The sequence below is a fragment of the Mesorhizobium sp. M0296 genome, from assembly GCF_040321675.1.
Classification (GTDB): domain Bacteria; phylum Pseudomonadota; class Alphaproteobacteria; order Rhizobiales; family Rhizobiaceae; genus Mesorhizobium.
In genome coordinates this window covers 378504-395257 of sequence record NZ_JAMYRZ010000001.1, presented here as the reverse complement: position 1 = coordinate 395257, position 16754 = coordinate 378504, and the positions used below count along the sequence as shown (strand labels likewise).

15 protein-coding genes are annotated in these 16754 nt (G+C 63.1%); 4 read left to right on the top strand and 11 right to left on the bottom strand.

Going from position 1 to position 16754, the window contains the following annotated elements; translation table 11 throughout:
- Genes NKI97_RS02000 through NKI97_RS01985 form a run of 4 tightly spaced genes read left to right on the top strand, consistent with a single transcriptional unit; the run spans nucleotide 1 to nucleotide 4242 of the window.
- Complete coding sequence (locus tag NKI97_RS02000) at nucleotides 1-1521, top strand: GMC oxidoreductase (RefSeq protein ID WP_352832412.1); 1521 nt, start codon at nucleotides 1-3, stop codon at nucleotides 1519-1521.
- Complete coding sequence (locus tag NKI97_RS01995) at nucleotides 1518-2279, top strand: 3-ketoacyl-ACP reductase (RefSeq protein WP_352832409.1); 762 nt, start codon at nucleotides 1518-1520, stop codon at nucleotides 2277-2279. The genes NKI97_RS02000 and NKI97_RS01995 overlap by 4 nt, the downstream gene beginning before the upstream one ends.
- A gap of 12 nt (nucleotides 2280-2291) precedes the next feature.
- On the top strand, nucleotides 2292-3920 hold the full coding sequence (locus NKI97_RS01990) for a GMC family oxidoreductase (RefSeq protein ID WP_352767105.1): 1629 nt from the start codon (nucleotides 2292-2294) through the stop codon (nucleotides 3918-3920).
- A gap of 10 nt (nucleotides 3921-3930) precedes the next feature.
- Nucleotides 3931-4242, top strand: a complete 312-nt coding sequence (locus tag NKI97_RS01985) for a Dabb family protein (protein WP_352448247.1) — start codon at nucleotides 3931-3933, stop codon at nucleotides 4240-4242.
- Here NKI97_RS01985 and NKI97_RS01980 read toward each other — a convergent pair whose 3' ends face one another.
- The 11 genes from NKI97_RS01980 to NKI97_RS01930 form a co-directional block, all read right to left on the bottom strand.
- Nucleotides 4243-5088, bottom strand: a complete 846-nt coding sequence (locus NKI97_RS01980; RefSeq protein WP_352539371.1) for an EamA family transporter — start codon at nucleotides 5086-5088, stop codon at nucleotides 4243-4245.
- A gap of 7 nt (nucleotides 5089-5095) precedes the next feature.
- Nucleotides 5096-6010, bottom strand: a complete 915-nt coding sequence (locus tag NKI97_RS01975; protein ID WP_352832406.1) for an endonuclease/exonuclease/phosphatase family protein — start codon at nucleotides 6008-6010, stop codon at nucleotides 5096-5098.
- Between the two features lie 89 nt (nucleotides 6011-6099).
- The gene (locus NKI97_RS01970) at nucleotides 6100-7650 is read right to left on the bottom strand and encodes a cation:proton antiporter (RefSeq protein WP_352832403.1); all 1551 of its coding nucleotides are present in this window, start codon (nucleotides 7648-7650) and stop codon (nucleotides 6100-6102) included.
- Between the two features lie 148 nt (nucleotides 7651-7798).
- Nucleotides 7799-8863 carry an ABC transporter ATP-binding protein gene (locus tag NKI97_RS01965; RefSeq protein WP_352448249.1) on the bottom strand — a complete coding sequence of 355 codons (1065 nt, stop codon included), beginning with the start codon at nucleotides 8861-8863 and terminating at the stop codon, nucleotides 7799-7801.
- A 16-nt stretch (nucleotides 8864-8879) separates the two neighbouring features.
- Nucleotides 8880-9671 carry an ABC transporter permease gene (locus NKI97_RS01960; RefSeq protein WP_352454042.1) on the bottom strand — a complete coding sequence of 264 codons (792 nt, stop codon included), beginning with the start codon at nucleotides 9669-9671 and terminating at the stop codon, nucleotides 8880-8882.
- Nucleotides 9668-10582, bottom strand: a complete 915-nt coding sequence (locus NKI97_RS01955; RefSeq protein ID WP_023675356.1) for an ABC transporter permease — start codon at nucleotides 10580-10582, stop codon at nucleotides 9668-9670. The genes NKI97_RS01960 and NKI97_RS01955 overlap by 4 nt, the downstream gene beginning before the upstream one ends.
- Before the next feature lie 64 nt (nucleotides 10583-10646).
- Nucleotides 10647-11753, bottom strand: coding sequence for an ABC transporter substrate-binding protein (locus tag NKI97_RS01950; protein ID WP_352832400.1), 1107 nt, complete (start codon nucleotides 11751-11753; stop codon nucleotides 10647-10649).
- 242 nt (nucleotides 11754-11995) lie between these two features.
- Nucleotides 11996-13168 (bottom strand): iron-containing alcohol dehydrogenase, encoded by a 1173-nt coding sequence (locus NKI97_RS01945; protein WP_352832397.1) that lies wholly within the window; start codon nucleotides 13166-13168, stop codon nucleotides 11996-11998.
- A gap of 35 nt (nucleotides 13169-13203) precedes the next feature.
- Nucleotides 13204-13698: a DUF2569 domain-containing protein gene (locus tag NKI97_RS01940; protein ID WP_352454039.1), complete on the bottom strand. Its 495-nt coding sequence runs from the start codon at nucleotides 13696-13698 to the stop codon at nucleotides 13204-13206.
- Nucleotides 13699-13740: 42 nt separating this feature from the next.
- Complete coding sequence (locus NKI97_RS01935; RefSeq protein ID WP_352832394.1) at nucleotides 13741-15129, bottom strand: aldehyde dehydrogenase family protein; 1389 nt, start codon at nucleotides 15127-15129, stop codon at nucleotides 13741-13743.
- Between the two features lie 179 nt (nucleotides 15130-15308).
- The gene (locus NKI97_RS01930) at nucleotides 15309-16679 is read right to left on the bottom strand and encodes a glutamine synthetase family protein (RefSeq protein WP_023675351.1); all 1371 of its coding nucleotides are present in this window, start codon (nucleotides 16677-16679) and stop codon (nucleotides 15309-15311) included.
- Nucleotides 16680-16754 lie beyond the last annotated feature (75 nt).

Below are 16754 nucleotides of genomic sequence, written 5' to 3'. Positions count from 1 at the left end.
ATGACAAATCCCGACATCGTCATCATCGGCTCCGGCATAGGCGGCGCCACGATCGCCTCCGGCCTTGCCGGCGGTGGCGCCTCGATCCTGATGCTGGAGCGTGGCGAAGCCCTGCCGGCAACGCCGCACACACGCGACACCCGCGCGATCTTCGTCGACGGCCATTATCGGCCGAAGGAGATGTGGCTCGAGGCCGGCGGAGCGCCTTTCAACCCGGGCAATTACTACTATGTCGGCGGCAATTCGAAATTCTACGGCGCTGTGCTGATCCGCTACCGCAGGGAAGACTTTTCGGAGATGGAGCACTATGGCGGCATCTCGCCGGCCTGGCCGTTTTCCTATGAGGAATTCGAACCCTGGTATTCCAAGGCCGAGCAGCTTTTTCGCGTGCGCGGTGCACTCGGCGAAGACCCGACCGAGCCGTTCCACTCTACGCCCTACCCTTTCGGGCCGGTACCAGACGAGCCGCCGATCGCGCGTGCGCGCGCCGAGTTGAAGAGCCTGGGCCTGCATCCGGCATCGCTGCCGCTCGGCGTCGACATTGAGGCCTGGCTGAAAGATGGCAGCACGCCGTGGGACGCGTTTCCCAACACCGGGACCGGCAAGATCGACGCGCAAACGGGACCGCTGGCCGCCGCCCTTGCCGACCCGAAGATCAAGCTCGAGACCGGCGCCCATGTCGAATATCTCGAGGCATCGCCGGATGCGAGGGCGATCATCGCCGTCCATTATCGACAGAACGGTGCGCTGAAGAAAGTCGCGCCGAAGCTGGTGATCCTGTCGGCCGGCGCGGTCAATTCAGCCGCCATCCTGCTGCGTTCGCCTTCCCCTTCTTCCAAGGGCAAGGGAGGTGGCAAAGGCCTGGCCAACCGTTCCGACCAGGTCGGCCGCAACTTCATGAACCACAATTCGAGCGCCATGCTGGCGATCGATCCGCGCCGCAGGAACAAATCCGTCTACCAGAAGACGCTGATGCTGAACGACTATTATCTGTCCGACGGCAAGGGCGGCAAACCGCTCGGCAACGTCCAGCTTCTCGGCAAGATCGACGGCAACATCCTCAAGGCCAATGTCCGGCGCGCGCCCAAATTCGCGCTGGATTTCATGGCCGGCCACGCCGTCGACTGGTATCTGATGTGCGAGGACCTGCCCGATCCCGAGAGCCGCATCGTGGTCGACGGCAAGGACATCGTCATGCAGTGGCGGCGCTCCAACATGCAGTCGCTCGACGGACTGACCAAGGTGATGCGCGAGAATTTCCGCGCCTGCGGCTATCCGATCGTCCTGTCGCGTCCGTTTGACAAGCGCACGCCCTCACATCAGTGCGGCACGGTGAAGATGGGCAACGATCCAGCGACCTCGCCGCTGGATCCGTTCTGCCGCTCCTTCGACCACAGCAATTTGTTCGTCGTCGATGCCGGCTTCCTGCCGAATTCGGCCGCCGTCAATCCGGCGCTGTCGATCGCCGCACAGGCGCTGCGCGTCGCCGATCATATTCGCAAGACGGAGCTTGCAACATGAGCCGCCCGGCAGCGATCGTCACCGGCGGCGCGCGCGGCATCGGCCTTGCCTGCACCGAGGCGCTGGCCGGCGCAGGCTTCGACATCCTCGTCGCCGACCTTGCCGACGAAGCCGCAGACGGGCTCGCCGCCGACATCACCGGGCGCGGCGCGAAATTCGCCTATGTCAGCTGCGACATCGCCGACCTCGACGGCCACGCAGCGCTGATTGATGCCGCGACAAGCGCCTTCGGCCGCATCGACTGCCTGGTCAACAATGCCGGCATCGGCACTGTCCTGCGCGGCGATCTGCTCGAGCTCAAGCCGGAAAATTTCGACCGGGTGCTCGGCATCAATCTGCGCGGCACCGTATTCCTCAGCCAGGCCGTCGCCAAAGCGATGCTCGGCCTGCCAAGCGATGGTGCGAGATCGATCATCACCATCACTTCGGTCAGCGCCGCCATGGCCTCGCCGGAACGTTCCGATTACTGCATCTCCAAGGCTGGGCTTTCGATGTGGGTGAAGAACCTGGCACTGCGGCTCGCCGCCGAAAATATCGCCGTGTTCGAGGTGCGCCCGGGCATCATCCGCACCGACATGACCGCCGGTGTGACCGCCAAATATGACGGGCTGATCGACGGCGGGCTGGTGCCGGCGATGCGCTGGGGCGAGAGCGAAGATATCGGTGCCGCCGTGGCGGCGCTCGCCGGCGGCAAGTTCGGCTTTTCGACCGGCTCGGTCATCAATATCGACGGCGCGCTGTCGGTGCCGAGGCTATGAACAGGTGATGCCATGACCGACTACATAATCGTCGGCGCCGGCCCGGCCGGGTGCGTACTCGCCAACCGGTTGAGCCAAGATCCGTCGCATCAGGTGCTGCTGCTCGAAGCCGGCGGCAAGGACTGGCATCCGTTGATCCACATGCCGGCCGGTTTCGCCAAGATGACCAAGGGCATCGCCGCCTGGGGCTGGTCGACAGTGCCGCAAAAGCACATGCAGGACCGTGTCTTCCGATACACGCAGGCCAAGGTGATCGGTGGCGGCTCTTCGATCAACGCCCAGATCTACACGCGCGGCAACGCCCGCGACTACGACGCCTGGGAGAAGGAAGAAGGCCTTGCCGGCTGGGGCTATCGCGACGTGCTGCCCTATTTCAAGCGCGCGGAGAACAACCAGCGTTATGCCAACGATTTCCACGGCGACCAAGGCCCGCTCGGCGTATCGAACCCGATCGCGCCGCTGCCGATCTGCGAGGCCTATTTCCGTGCCGGACAGGAGATGGGCATCCCCTTCAATCCCGACTTCAACGGGGTAGCCCAGGAGGGCGTCGGTTATTATCAGCTGACGCAGAAGGACGCGAAGCGCTCCTCCGCCTCTGTCGCCTATCTCCGGCCGATCCGCGAGCGAAAGAATCTCACCGTCAGGACCGGCGTTCTGGTGACGCGCATCGTCGTCGACAAGGGCCGCGCCGTCGGCGTCGAGATCGTCGACAGGCCGGGCGGCCAGCCAACGATCCTGCGCGCCGAGCGCGAGGTGATCGTCTCGTCCGGCGCCATCGGCTCGCCGAAGCTTTTGCTGCAGTCGGGCATCGGCCCGGCCGACCATCTGAAGGCGGTCGGCGTGACACCGGTGCACGATCTGCCCGGCGTCGGCTCCAACCTGCAGGATCATCTCGACCTGTTCGTCATCGCCGAATGCACCGGCGATCACACCTACGACAACTACGCCAAGCTGCACTGGACGGCGTGGGCCGGGCTGCAGTATCTGCTCCTGAAGAAAGGCCCGGTAGCCTCCAGCCTGTTCGAGACCGGCGGCTTCTGGTACGCCGATCCGACCGCCGCCTCTCCCGATATCCAGTTGCATCTCGGCCTCGGCTCCGGCATCGAGGCCGGCGTCGAGAAGCTGAACAATCCGGGCGTGACACTGAACTCGGCCTTCCTGCGCCCGCGCTCGCGCGGCACCGTGCGGCTGAACAGTGCCGACCCGGCCGACCGCCCGCTGATCGATCCGAACTATTGGTCCGATCCCTATGACCGCGACATGTCGATCAAGGGGCTGAGGCTGGCGCGCGAGATCATGCGGCAGAAAGCGCTGCAGCCCTATGTGCTGCGCGAGGTACTGCCGGGACCCGACCTGCAGAGCGGCGGCGAGCTGTTCGACTACGCCTGCCGCAGTTCCAAGACCGACCACCACCCGGTCGGCACCTGCCGCATGGGCCACGATGCGATGAGCGTGGTGACGCCAGATCTCAGGCTGCGCGGTATCGAGGGCCTGCGCGTCTGCGACGCCTCGGTGATGCCGCGCATCCCCTCCTCCAACACCAATGCCCCGACGATCATGGTTGGCGAAAAAGGCGCCGATCTGATCCTTGGCCGCGAGCCGCTGCCGCCGGCGGTGTTTTCCACCAACCAAGCGGCATGAGGGACAAGGAATGATCAGGCACTGTGTCTTCGTCAGATTTCGCAACGATGTCGCCGACGCCGAGCGCGCGGCAATCCATGCCGATCTCGAAGCGTTGCGGGCGGTGATCGACGGCATGGGCAAGGTCGAATTCAGCGCCAATACCAGCCCGGAACCCTTCGCCCGCGGCTTCACGCACGGCTTCACCATCGACTTTCGCGATGCTGCGGCACGCGATGCCTATCTGGAGCATGAAGCGCATCAGCGAGCCGGCGCAAAACTGGTCGCGGCGCTCGAAGGCGGCACCGACGGGCTGATGGTGTTTGATCTGGAGATCGCGTGACTATCCCATTCTCAGCGCAACGACGCCGGCAACGATGCTAAGCACCGCGGCACCTCGCCATGCCGTCATCTTCTCGCCGAGCGCGAAGACCGAGATCATCATGGCGAACAGGATCGATGTTTCGCGCAGCGACGCCACCGAGGCGATCGGCGCCTTGGTCATCGCCCACATCACGATCCAGTAGGCGCCGCCGCTGAGCACGCCGGTATAGATTCCGGCCTTCCAGTCGCGCGCCAGCACCGGCAGCGCCTGTGGGCCGCGAGAGACGACGCATAGCACCAGCGCCCACAGCGCATCGCAGACGAACAGCCAGGCGGCATAACTCGACGCGGTGGCGGCCAGCCGCGCGCCGCTGCCGTCCGACAGCGTGTAGCTGGCGATGAAGATCGATGTGCCCAACGCGAAACCGACGGCGCGCAGGTTCAATTTCTCCAGATGCGCGCCGCCGCGAAACGACAGCACCAGCGTGCCCGCCGACAACAAGAGGATGCCGAGAATGGCGAGCGGCGCCGGCATCTCGGCAACCACCACAACGCCCCCCAAAGCGGCCAGCAATGGCGCGGTGCCGCGCGCCAGCGGATAGGTCTGGGCGAAATCGCCGGCCTTGTAGGCGCCGATCAGGAACGTCCTGTAGCCCATGTGGAAGACAACCGAGGCGAGGATGTATGGCCACACTTCCGGCTTCGGCACCTCGACGAAAGGCAACGTCACCAGCGCAGCGGCACCCATGCCGAGCGTCATCAGTGTGATCGACAGGAAACGGTCGAGATGGACCTTGACCAGCGCGTTCCAGATCGCATGCATGGAAGCGGCGGCGAGCACCGCGAAAAAGACAAACAGGCTCATCGGCGGTTCATCCGCCGCCCGTCCCGATGACGATCGGCGTCTCTAGGTCGATATCGACCCAGAGCGGAAAATGGTCGGAAGCGATTTGGCCGATATCGGCGCTGACCGAGCGCACGCGCCCGGCAAACATGCCGCCGACGAAGCAATGGTCGAGCCGGCGCTTTGCCAGCCTGCCATCGATAGTCTTCACATGGGTGTGGAAATCCGCTGTCGGTTCCATTGCGACGGCGGCGACATCGACAAAACCGTCGAGATAGGCGGCACCGCGATGATAGGGCGCGCTGCCGACAATGCGCCGGTACTCGGCGCTATCCGGCTCCATGTTGAAGTCGCCCAACCAGATCGCCGCTACGGGGTTTTCTGGCTCCTGTTCGCCATTGCTCCAGTTGCGCGCCGGCTCGTCGTCGGCGCCGCTCCATGGGCCGCCCTCGGACGGCGCACGGCGATGCTCGGCGAGCAAATAGTCGATCTGCTCCAGCCGCTCCTCGGCCGCGATATGCGCCAGATGCAACGACAGCACCCGCACCGGACCGGCAGGGGTGCGGATCATGCATTCGAGTGCGGCATTGCGGGTGTTGAGCGGCCGCAGCGTGCGCCTGAGCGGCAGCGTATGCAGCCGCGACCAGACGATCGGAAGCTTCGACAGAACCATGGTGCCGAATTGCCGCCGCCGGTTGACGATGCGGCCTTCACGCCGGTGGCTGGCATCCATGTCGAAGGCCGGCCCGTAGACCCAATGGTAGTCGGGCAGCAATTGCGAAAGAAGTTCCGGCTGGTCGTCCTCGTTGCTGCGCAACCAGTGCCGTTCCACCTCCTGCAAGGCGATGATGTCGGCGCCGGCCACGACCTTGGCACAACGCGCCAGGTCATAGCGGCCATCGCTGCCGAAGCCGTACTGGATGTTATAGCTGACCAGCTTCATTGCTTATCCGGCTCAGTTTCCTGCTGGCAGTAGCCGTTCGCTGACAGCCTTGCAATGTGCAGCCGGGCGGAGGGAGCTTGGGCCAGATGCTAAGTGGTCAGCGGCTGGAACCGACCGGGCGGGGATGCTGCCAGTTCCGACCAGTCGATTTCTTCCTCAAGGCGGTGGTAGGCTTCGTCGCCGATCGTTCCGTCGATGCGCAAACGCTCCAGCGCATCGCGCTGGCTCTTGATGGCGTAAAGACGCAACCTGTCATACTCGGTCGCCGCCTGGGCATCCTCCGGGTTTTCGGCGATGGCGCGCTGGGCGGCATATTGCTCTCGCACCGCCCCGGCCGCGCTCGATGTCTTGCCGCTGAGCACGTCCAGCGCCGCCTGCATGATGGCGACGCGCGCCTGCGCCACCTCCCGGTCGACCGTCCGATCGAGGTCGAGATTGAGCAGAAGCAGCAACGGTTTCAGGCTGACGCCTTGCAGCACCAATGTGCCGAGCACGACCGTGAAAGCGGCGAGCACGATCGGATCACGGCCCGGAAAGTCGGCCGGCAAGGCGAAGGCTGCCGCAAGCGTCACCAGGCCACGCATGCCGCACCAGCCGATGAGCACGCCGCCGCGGAGTGTCGGTGCGTCCTTCCGCCTGTCCTCGTCGCTCAGACGTGCCAGCGCTCTGAGGATCGCGCCGCAGCCCAGAACCCAGACGAGCCGCGATACGATGACGACGGCCAGCACAGCCAGGGCAAAGACGAACGCCTCGCTTTGTCCTTGCTCGGCAAGTCGGCCGACGATGGACCGCGCTTGCAGGCCCATCAGAACGAAGGCCAGCACGTTGAGCACGAACACCGCCGTCTCCCAGACCGAGTAGGAGCTGACACGATTCCTTGCCGGCATGTGGCGCGGCGATGTACGTGCGATCGTCATGGCATAGACGACGATCGTGATGATGGCGGAAACCCCTATCCTGTCGGCCAGGATCCAGACGCCGAAGGTTGAGGCGAATTGCACCACGGTGCCGCTCGCCGGGTCGTCGATGCGGCCGAGTATGGCGAGAGACAAGCGGCCGAGCACATAGCCTGCGGCAAGGCTGCCGACCGTCGACAGCAGGATCATTGGAACGGCACTGCTCAACAGGATGGAGCCGGCGGCTGCGGAAACCGACATCCTGTAGATCAACAGCGCCGTGGCGTCGTTGAGAAGGCTCTCGCCTTCCAGGATGGCGGTAATGCGGTGCGGCACCTTGAACTGTCCGAGCACGGCCGCCGCCGCCACCGCATCGGGCGGCGCTACGATCGCGCCGAGCGCTATGGCCGCGGCAATGGGCAGGCCTGCCATCGTCCAGCCGACCAGCGCGACCGTCACGGTGGTGAAGATGACGGCGCCAAGCGCCAGCAGGATGAGCGAAACCTTGTAGCGGTTGAGATCGCGCAGCGACGTGTCATAGGCCGCGTCGAGCAGAACCGGCGCGATGAACAGAGCGAGCGCCAGCTCCGGGTCGATCTCGATGGTCGGGGCAAACGGCAGGAAGGCGATGCCGGCGCCGGCCAGCGCCAGCAATGACGGATAGGGAATCTGCAGACGCCGCGACAGCGCGGTCAGGGCGACCGCGATGAGAAGCAGGACAAGGGTGAGTTCAAAAAGCGCCATGCCTTATCGTAGCGGTGAAGCCGGGCGATTGGCACTGCAAAAACGGCGACGGCTTTGGCTGCTCGTGAATGGTGAATGGCTGCGTGCAGAGGAATTTCGGCGCGTAAAGCGCATTCTCACTATTCACTATTCACCATTCACTCTTCTCCTAATGCAGCACCAGCATGTCGCCCGACGAGAACGAAATCTCGGCCTTTTCGCCGACGGCCGGCGGCGGTGTGGCCGGACTATTGAACGTGTCGAGCGAGACCGTGCTGCCGCCGATGCCGACGCGAACCCGGATGACCGAGCCGAGGAAATGCACCTCGGCGATTTCGCCCGAAAGGCTGGAATCGCGGCCGGGGTGTCGGCCGAGCGAGATCGCCTCGGGCCGCAACGCCAGCGACAGCGTGTCGCCGGACTTCGAGCCGTTGAGCTTGCCCTTGAGCGAGACCTCTTGCGAGTTGACGCGCACCTTGCCCGAAGCGGCGTCGGTGACCGTGCCTTCGAGCACGTTCAGCGTGCCGACGAAATTGGCGACGAATTTGGTTGCCGGACGGTTGTAGATCTCGAACGGCGTGCCGACCTGCTCGGCCTTGCCGCCATACATGACGGCGATGCGGTCGGAGATCGACAGCGCCTCTTCCTGGTCGTGGGTGACGAAGATGGTGGTGATGCCGAGCTTCTTCTGGATCGAGCGGATTTCCTCGCGCAGTGACACGCGCACCTTGGCGTCGAGTGCCGACAGCGGCTCGTCGAGCAGCAGCAGTTTCGGCTTGGGCGCAATCGCCCGCGCCAGCGCGATGCGCTGCTGCTGACCGCCGGAGAGCTGATAGGGATAGCGGTCGCCCATCTGCGGCAGCTTGATGATGTCGAGCATCTCGGCAACGCGCCTGTCGGCATCGGCCTTCGGCATGCCGGCGACCTTCAGCCCGAAGCCGATATTCTGCGCCACGGTGAGGTTCGGAAACAGCGCATAGGCCTGGAACACCATGCCGACATTGCGCTGGTTGGGCTTGAGCCGGGTGATGTCCTTGCCGGCCACGACGATCTTGCCGGCGCTTGGCTCCTCGAAACCGGCGACCATGCGCAGCACCGTCGTCTTGCCGCAGCCCGACGGGCCAAGGAAGGAGACGAATTCGCCCGGCTCGACGTCGAGGTTGAAATCCTGCACCACAATGGCGGCGCCGAAGGATTTCTGCACATGCTGGATTGAGAGGAATGGCTCGGTCATGGCTTTTTCCTTCGGGTCAGTTCGGACGGTTCGCCGATCGCGGCGCGAAGCGCGACAGGATCTGGATCAGCGACATGCAGCCCCAGGTGATGGCGAAGGCGATGATGGCAAGCGCCGCCGGCTCGTAGGCGCGGTTGGCGCCGACGTTCTGCAGATAGGGTCCGAAAGCAGGCCGGTTGAGCAGGCTGGCCATGGTAAATTCACCGATGACGATGGCGAAGGTCAGGAAGGCGCCTGACAGCACCGCGATCAGCACATTGGGCAGGATGACCCGGGTGATGATCGTGCCCCAGCCGGCGCCGAGGATCTGCGCCGCTTCGGTCAGTGTCCGCACGTCGATGGTGCGAAGCCCGGTGTCGACGGCACGATACATATAGGGCAGCGCCAGTGTCGCATAACCGATGACCAGCAAGGCATTGGCTCCTGTCTCGCTGGCCAGGAACGGCAGCGGTGAGTTCGACCCGTACATTCTGATGTAGCCGAAGACGATAACGATGGCCGGAATGACCAGCGGCAGCAGCGTGATGAACTCGACGACGGGCCTGATCTGCGGCAGCCGCAGACGAATCCAGTACGCCGCCGGCACCACCACCAGCACGCCAAGGACGATGGTGAAGATGGCTGCGACCACCGAATAGATGAAGGTCGCCTGGAAGCGGGGATCGCCGAGCACGACCTGATAGGCATCGAAGGAATACGCGCCGCGCCGCATGCGCATGGAGAATTCCACGGTCGCGATCAGCGGAATGAAGAAATAGGCCGCGCCCAGCGCGAAGACGATCCAGGCCCAGAATCTGCCGGACTTCATTTGAGCCACCTCTCAGAGCGCGTCCGGAACCAGATGTAGAAGACATTGGCCAGCCCAGTGATTACGATCATGCCGAAGGCGATGGCGTAGCCGAGATGGGCATTGTGCAGCACGTCACCGCGGATCTGTGCGTAGAGCAGGATAGGGACGATGTTAAGCGAGGAGCCGGTCAGAGCGTAAGCGGTGGCGATGGCACCGAAGGCGTTGGCGAACAAGAGGATGACGGTGCCGAGGAAACTTGGCCAGATCACCGGAATGACGACCATGCGCCAGAACTGCGCCTGGGTCGCGCCAAGCGTTGCCGCCGCTTCGCCCCATTCCTTCTTCAGCCCATCGATCGCCGGCACGATGATCACCACCATCAGCGGGATCTGGAAATAGACATAGGTCAGCGTCAGGCCCCAGAACGACAGGATGTTGAAACCATGGGCATAAATGTTGAAGCCGACCAAGACGTTGAGCAGCACCGTGGCGAGCCCGAGCCGGCCGAGCGTCGCGAGAAAGGCAAAGGCCAGCGGCACGCCGGCAAAATTGGAGGCCACACCGGAAAAGGTCAGTGTCGCCGAGCGTATCCACTCCGGCAGCCCGCCGCGCACGATGGCGATGGCAATGGCAAGTCCCGCGAAAGCACCGATCAGCGACGAGGCGAGGCTGACCTTGATTGAGATCCAGTAGGCGGCAACGATCGACGGCTGCGCCAAGGCCGCTATGTTTTCGAAAGTGAATTCGCCGGCATCGTTCCGGAATGCGCCCAGCATCAGATAGAGCGTCGGCAGGATCAGGAACATGATGGCGAAGATGAAGAAAGGCGCAACGCCAAGCCATTGCGTCGGCAGCCTCATGCTGCGGGCGTCGGCAGGAGGCGCGGTCTTCCCGGCAACAGCGTGATCGGACAACGAGATATCGGTCATGCGCCGGCTACCGTCCTGGAGGTATGCCGGGCGGCGATCTAAGCCGCCCGGCTGATCTCAAGTCTTACTTGACGTTGGCGCCGACGACGGCATCCCAGTTCTTGGTGATGGCTTCCTTGGCCTTGCCCTGCTCGTCGAGCGTCGGGAACACCGCGGCTGCATAGGACTCGGCCGGCGGCAGCTTGGCCATCACGTCAGCCGGGAGCTTGCCATTCTTGGCGAGGTCGTTGAAGCGGATCGGGTGACAATAGCCCTTCAGCCAGGCGATCTGGCCTTCGTCGGAATAGAGATATTCCAGCCACAGCTTGGCAGCATTCGGGTGCGGCGCGTAAGCACTAATCGCCTGAACATAGACGCCGGCGACGACACCGGTCTTCGGCACGACGACGTCGACCGGCGGATTGCCCTTCAGCGTATCACGGCCGGCAAGCGCGTTATAATCCCAGGTCACCAGGATTGGCGTCTGGCCTTGGGCAAGCGTCGCGGGCTTGCCGATGACCGGCACGAAATTGCCGGCGGCGTTGAGCTTCTTGAAGAAGTCGAGACCAGCCGTGCCGGCGGCTTCGCCGGCAGCCGCACCGCCGGAAAGGCCGGCGGCATAGACTGCCTGGATGGCCTGGTTCGAAGCACGCGGGTCACCGGCGAGCGCCACGGTATTGGCGAATTCCGGCTTCAGCAAGTCGGCCCAGTCGGCCGGCGCTTCCTTGACCAGGTCCTTGTTCACCAGAAACGAAAGCACGCCGTAATAGTCGCCGGTCCAAAAGCCTTCGGCATCCTTGGCGCTGTCCGGGATCGAGTCCCAGGTTGATACTTTATAAGCCTGGATCAGGCCATCCTTCTTTGCGGTCGGGCCGAAGCTCAGGCCGACGTCGATGACGTCGGGCGCCTGCGGGCCCTTGTTGTCCTTGTTGGCCTTGATCGCCTCGACCTCGTCGCCGGAGCCGGCATCGGGGTTGAGCTCGTTGATGGTGAGTTCCGGATATTTCGCCTTGAAGCCGTCGATGACTGCGCCGTAGCCGCACCAGTCATGCGGCAGCGCGATGACCGTGAGCTGGCCTTCAGCCTTGGCTGCCGCGACCAGTTCATCCATGGACTGGGCCGACGAGATGGCAGAGGTCGCCATCAGGGCGACGGCCGAAAGGGAAAGCAGTTTTCCCGTGAATTTGAACATGTGTTCTCTCCGTTGAACTGACGCCGTTGGACGCCTGCGATGCGGTATCGTTTTCGTGTGACAGCCAGATGAAAGCTTTGTGAACGCGATGCCCCGCAGTACGAAAAAGTAAACTCTTTTTAACCGGCTGGAGCAATCGCTTCGCGATTCTTTTTCCGGCTAACTAGTTTCGATCTTGCCTTTCATCTTTCCCCCTTTCCTTTGCCTCTTTTCCCAAGTCGATTTCCGATGCGAAAATTGTCTCAGACGGTGCCGGCGATGGCGTTTTCGAGCAGCGTCAGCGCCGCCTTTTTGGTCAGCTTGACCGGGTTGCCGCCGGCGGTCGGATCGACCACCGCCATGTCGGCGATCAGGCCCTTGCGTTTCTTGTCCATGTCGAGCCCCTTGATCAGGCTGGGCAGCGCATGCGGCACCTTGAGCTCCTTGCGCAGCTTGATGATCGCCTTCGCAAAACCGTCAAAGCCGCCCTTGATGCCGCAATAGGCGGCAAGCCGGGCGATGCGCGGCTCGATCGCCTCTCGGTTGAAGGCCAGCACGTAGGGCATGAACACGGCGTTGGTCATGCCATGGTGGGTGTCGTAGAGCGCGCCGATCGGATGCGACAGCGAATGAATCGCACCAAGCCCTTTCTGGAAGGCGGCCGCTCCCATGGCAGCGGCGCTCATCATGTTGGCGCGGGCGACCAGATCCTTGCCGTTGGCATAGGCTTTCGGCAGGTTTTCGAAGACCAGCCTTATGCCTTCCACGGCGATGCCGTCGGCCATCGGGTGATAGCCCGGCGCGCAATAGGCTTCGAGGCAATGGGCCAGCGCATCCATGCCGGTGCCGGCGGTGATGAAGCCCGGCATGCCGACCGACAGCTCCGGATCGGCAATGACGATCGCCGGCAAAAGCTTTGGATGGAAGATGACCTTCTTGGTATGGGTCGCTTCATTGGTGATGACGCCGGCGCGGCCGACTTCCGAGCCGGTGCCGGCCGTGGTCGGCACGGCGATGATCGGCGCGATCGCATCGGCATCGGCGCGTGTCCACCAGTCGCCGACATCCTCGAAATCCCAGACCGGCCGTGTCTGCCCGGCCTGGAAGGCGATCAGCTTGCCGAGGTCGAGCGCCGAGCCGCCGCCAAAGGCAATAACGCCGTCATGCTTGCCCTTCTTGAACACGGCAATGCCGGCGGTCAGGTTGGAATCCACCGGGTTCGGCTTGACCTCGGAAAACACGCCATACGGCACCTTGGCGTCGTCGAGGATCTTCAGCGTCGAGGCCACCACCGGCAGCCTGGCCAGTCCCGGATCGGTGACGAACAGCGGCCGCTTGATGCCGGTCGCCGCCAGCACCTCCGGCAGCTCCTTGATGCGTCGGGCGCCGAAGCGGACGGTCGTCGGGTAATTCCATTTGGAAACGAGTTTTGTCATTTCGACCTTCTTGACTGCTTTCGTGCTCTTGGATGTCATTCGTTCACAAAGGTGTTGGCCACACGTTCCGACCGCATCATGTACGGAACCCAGATGACTGCGGCCCATATCGAGCGCGAAATTCCGCCCACGGTGTCTGCGTCGTACGCGTCGGCCAATTCTGGAACGGCGGTGGAAAAAGCCAGATGCACAGCCCATGGATCGAGAACGGCATATACCGGCATCGCGAATGCCCAAATCATGTACCAGCCGGGGAATATCTGCCAGCGCTTGAACATGAAGAACAATAATAGGGCCGGGGCCGATAGGTTTAGTATGCCGAATATCAACAATTCGGCAAGAATCAGCACACCTTGGGACAAACTGAAGGCCTGCCAGTTCTGTAGCATGCCGAGATAGTCGGTATTGTGCAGTTGTACCAACCCCAGTATCGGCGTGAGCATCAACCCGAGCATCGGCAGGACAAGCCATCCGCCGATACCCTCGGGACCCTCACGATCTGGCAAAGCCGATTGTTGTGTATCCGCCATTACTCCCCCTCAACAGCGATCGCATGCTTGTCGATCGCCACCTTAGATCACCTCGCGCAGATGGTATGATCTCGGCCTGGTCAGATTATCGTAGCCGATGGCCGACAGTGCCGCGCCCTTGCCGGTGTCCTTGAAGCCGGTCCAGACCAGCGCCGGATCGAGATAGTCGCAGCGGTTCATGAACACCGTGCCGGTCTCGACACGATCGCCGATCGCCGCCGCGTGGTCGGTGTCGCGCGTCCAGATCGAGGCCGTCAGCCCATAGGGGCTGTCGTTCATCAGCGCGATCGCTTCCTCGTCGTTGCGCACCTTCATGATGCCGACGATCGGGCCAAAGCTTTCCTCTCGCATGACGCTCATCTGGTGGTCGACCTGGGTCAGCACTTCCGGCGCCAGATAAGGCGAACCCTGCCTGTCGTTGGCAACCTTCATATTGATGTGCGCCCTGGCGCCCTTGCGCAACGCCTCGGCCTTCTGCTCGCGGATCAGGTCGGCGAAGCGCGCCTGCGCCATCGGCCCCATGGTGGTCGCCTGGTCGAGCGGATTGCCGACGACGTAGTTCCTGGTCTCGGCAATGAAGCCCTCGACGAATTCATCGTAGACCTTCTCGTGGACATAGACGCGTTCGATGCCGCAGCAGCACTGGCCGGAATTGTAGAAGGCGCCGTCGACCAGATTGGCAACGGCATGGTCCATCTTTGCGTCCGGCAGCACATAGGCCGGATCCTTGCCGCCGAGTTCGAGGCCGAGCGTCATGAAGGTGCCCGCCGCCGCCTTCTCGATGGCGCGGCCGCCGGCGACCGAGCCGGTGAAGTTGACATGGTCGATCTTGCCGGAGCCGAGCAGCCTTTCAGTCTGCGCGTGGTTCAGGACGAGGTTCTGGAACAGGCCCTTGGGCAGGCCGGCCTTATCAAACGCCTGCTGAAACCGTTCGCCGACCAACAATGTCTGTGCCGCATGCTTGAGGATGACGGCGCTGCCCGCCATCAGCGCCGGGACGATGGTGTTGACGGCGGTGAGATAGGGATAGTTCCACGGCGCGATCACCATGACCACGCCGAGTGGCACCTTCTTCACATAACGGCGAAAGCCGTCCTTCGGGTTGGAGGCCATGACCGGCTTCAAGGCCGCCTCGGCGATCTCGACCATGTAGCTGACGCGTTCCCTGACGCCGCCGAACTCGCCGCCATAGCGCACCGGCCGGCCCATCTGCCAGGCGATCTCCGGCACGATCTCGTCGGTCATGGCGACCAGCGCTTCCAGCATGGCAAGCATGTACTTGCCGCGCTCGACGACCGGCGTCTCAGCCCACTTCTCCTGCGCCGCCTTGGCACGTTCGACCGCGGCACCGATCGCCTGGTCGGTGGCAAGAGGCCGTTCGGCATAGATCGAACCGTCGACGGGGGATTTTATCTTGACCGTTTCGGTCATGCCTTGGGTCCTCGCATTCTACAATAATGTCGTTGGTTAGCGCCGCCCTCATCCGCCTGCCGGCACCTTCTCCCGTATACTGACGGGGAGAAGGGACAAGCTCAGCGCCGGGCCCCCTCTCCCCCGTTCTTCACGGGAGAGGCTGAGGGTGAGGAGCGGCGCCAACGTTGCCAGATTATTCAATACCGCTCGAACCCCCTGTGCAGTTCCCAGTCCGTAATCCGGCGGTCGTACTCGAACTGTTCCCAGTGTGCCGTGTGGACGTAATGTTCCAGCACATCGTCGCCGAGCGCCTGCCTCAGCATTTTCGATTCCGCCAGTGTCGCCGCGGCGTCGCGCAATGTCTTTGGAATTTCGGGCAGCTGCGAGGCCTGGTAGGCATCGCCGACGAAGGGCTTCTGCAGCTCAAGCTTTTCATCGATGCCGGCAAGCCCGGCCGCGATCAGCGCGGCGAAAGCCAGATAGGGGTTCAAATCGGCGCCGCCGATGCGGCATTCCATGCGGATGCCTTTGGTGCCCTCGCCGCAAAGACGGAAGCCGGCGGTGCGGTTGTCCTCGCTCCACATGATCTTGGTCGGCGCAAACGTGCCGGCCTGGAAGCGCTTGTAGGAATTGATGTAGGGCGCCAGGAACCAGGTGAATTCCTTGGCATATTTGAGCTGGCCGGCCGCCCATTGCTGGCCGAGTGTCGACAGCGTCCACTCGGCATTTTTGTCGTAGAACAACGGCGTCTTGCCGTCGGCGCTCCACAGCGAATTATGGATGTGGCTGGAATTGCCGGCGAGCCCGTAATTGTACTTGGCCATGAACGAGATCGCCTTGCCTTCGGACTCGGCGATTTCCTTGGCGCCGTTCTTCAGGATGACGTGGCGGTCGGCCATGTCGAGCGCCTCGGCGTAGCGGACATTGATCTCTTCCTGGCCTGGCCCCCACTCGCCCTTCGAATTCTCGATCGGGATGCCGGCCGCCTCCATCTCGTTGCGCAGCCGGCGCATGACGCCTTCTTCCTTGGTGGTGATGCCGATCTGGTAGTCGCCGATGTAGGGCGATGCCGTCTCGAGGCCCTGCCAGTGCTTCTTGCGGGCGGAATCGTAGGTTTCGCTGAACAGATAGAATTCGAGCTCGGAAGCGAAATAGCCGATATAGCCGCGATCCTGCAGCCGCTTGACCTGCTTCTTCAGCATGGCGCGCGGCGAATGCGCCAGGTCGTCATGGGTATGGTGGTCGAGCACGTCGCAGATCACCAGCGCCGTCTTCTCCAGCCACGGAACGAGCCGCAGCGTCGCAAGGTCCGGCTTCATGACGAAATCGCCATAACCCTTCGACCAGCTCGCCGCCTTGTAGCCGGGCACCGGTTCCATATCGATGTCTGCCGCCAAGAGATAGTTACAGCCATGCGTCTCGTCATGCGCGGAATCGACGAAATAACGGGCCAGGAAACGCTTTCCCGCGAGCCGCCCCTGCATATCGACGATGCAGGCCAGCACCGTGTCGACCTCGCCGCTGGAGACCGCTTGCTTCAACTGATCGAACGAGAAATTTCCGGCCATTCCTTTGGCACTCCAGCGCTTGTCGTTTCGGGCTTGTCACTTTGAAAAGGAAACGAAAACCACGGCCGGCGCGAA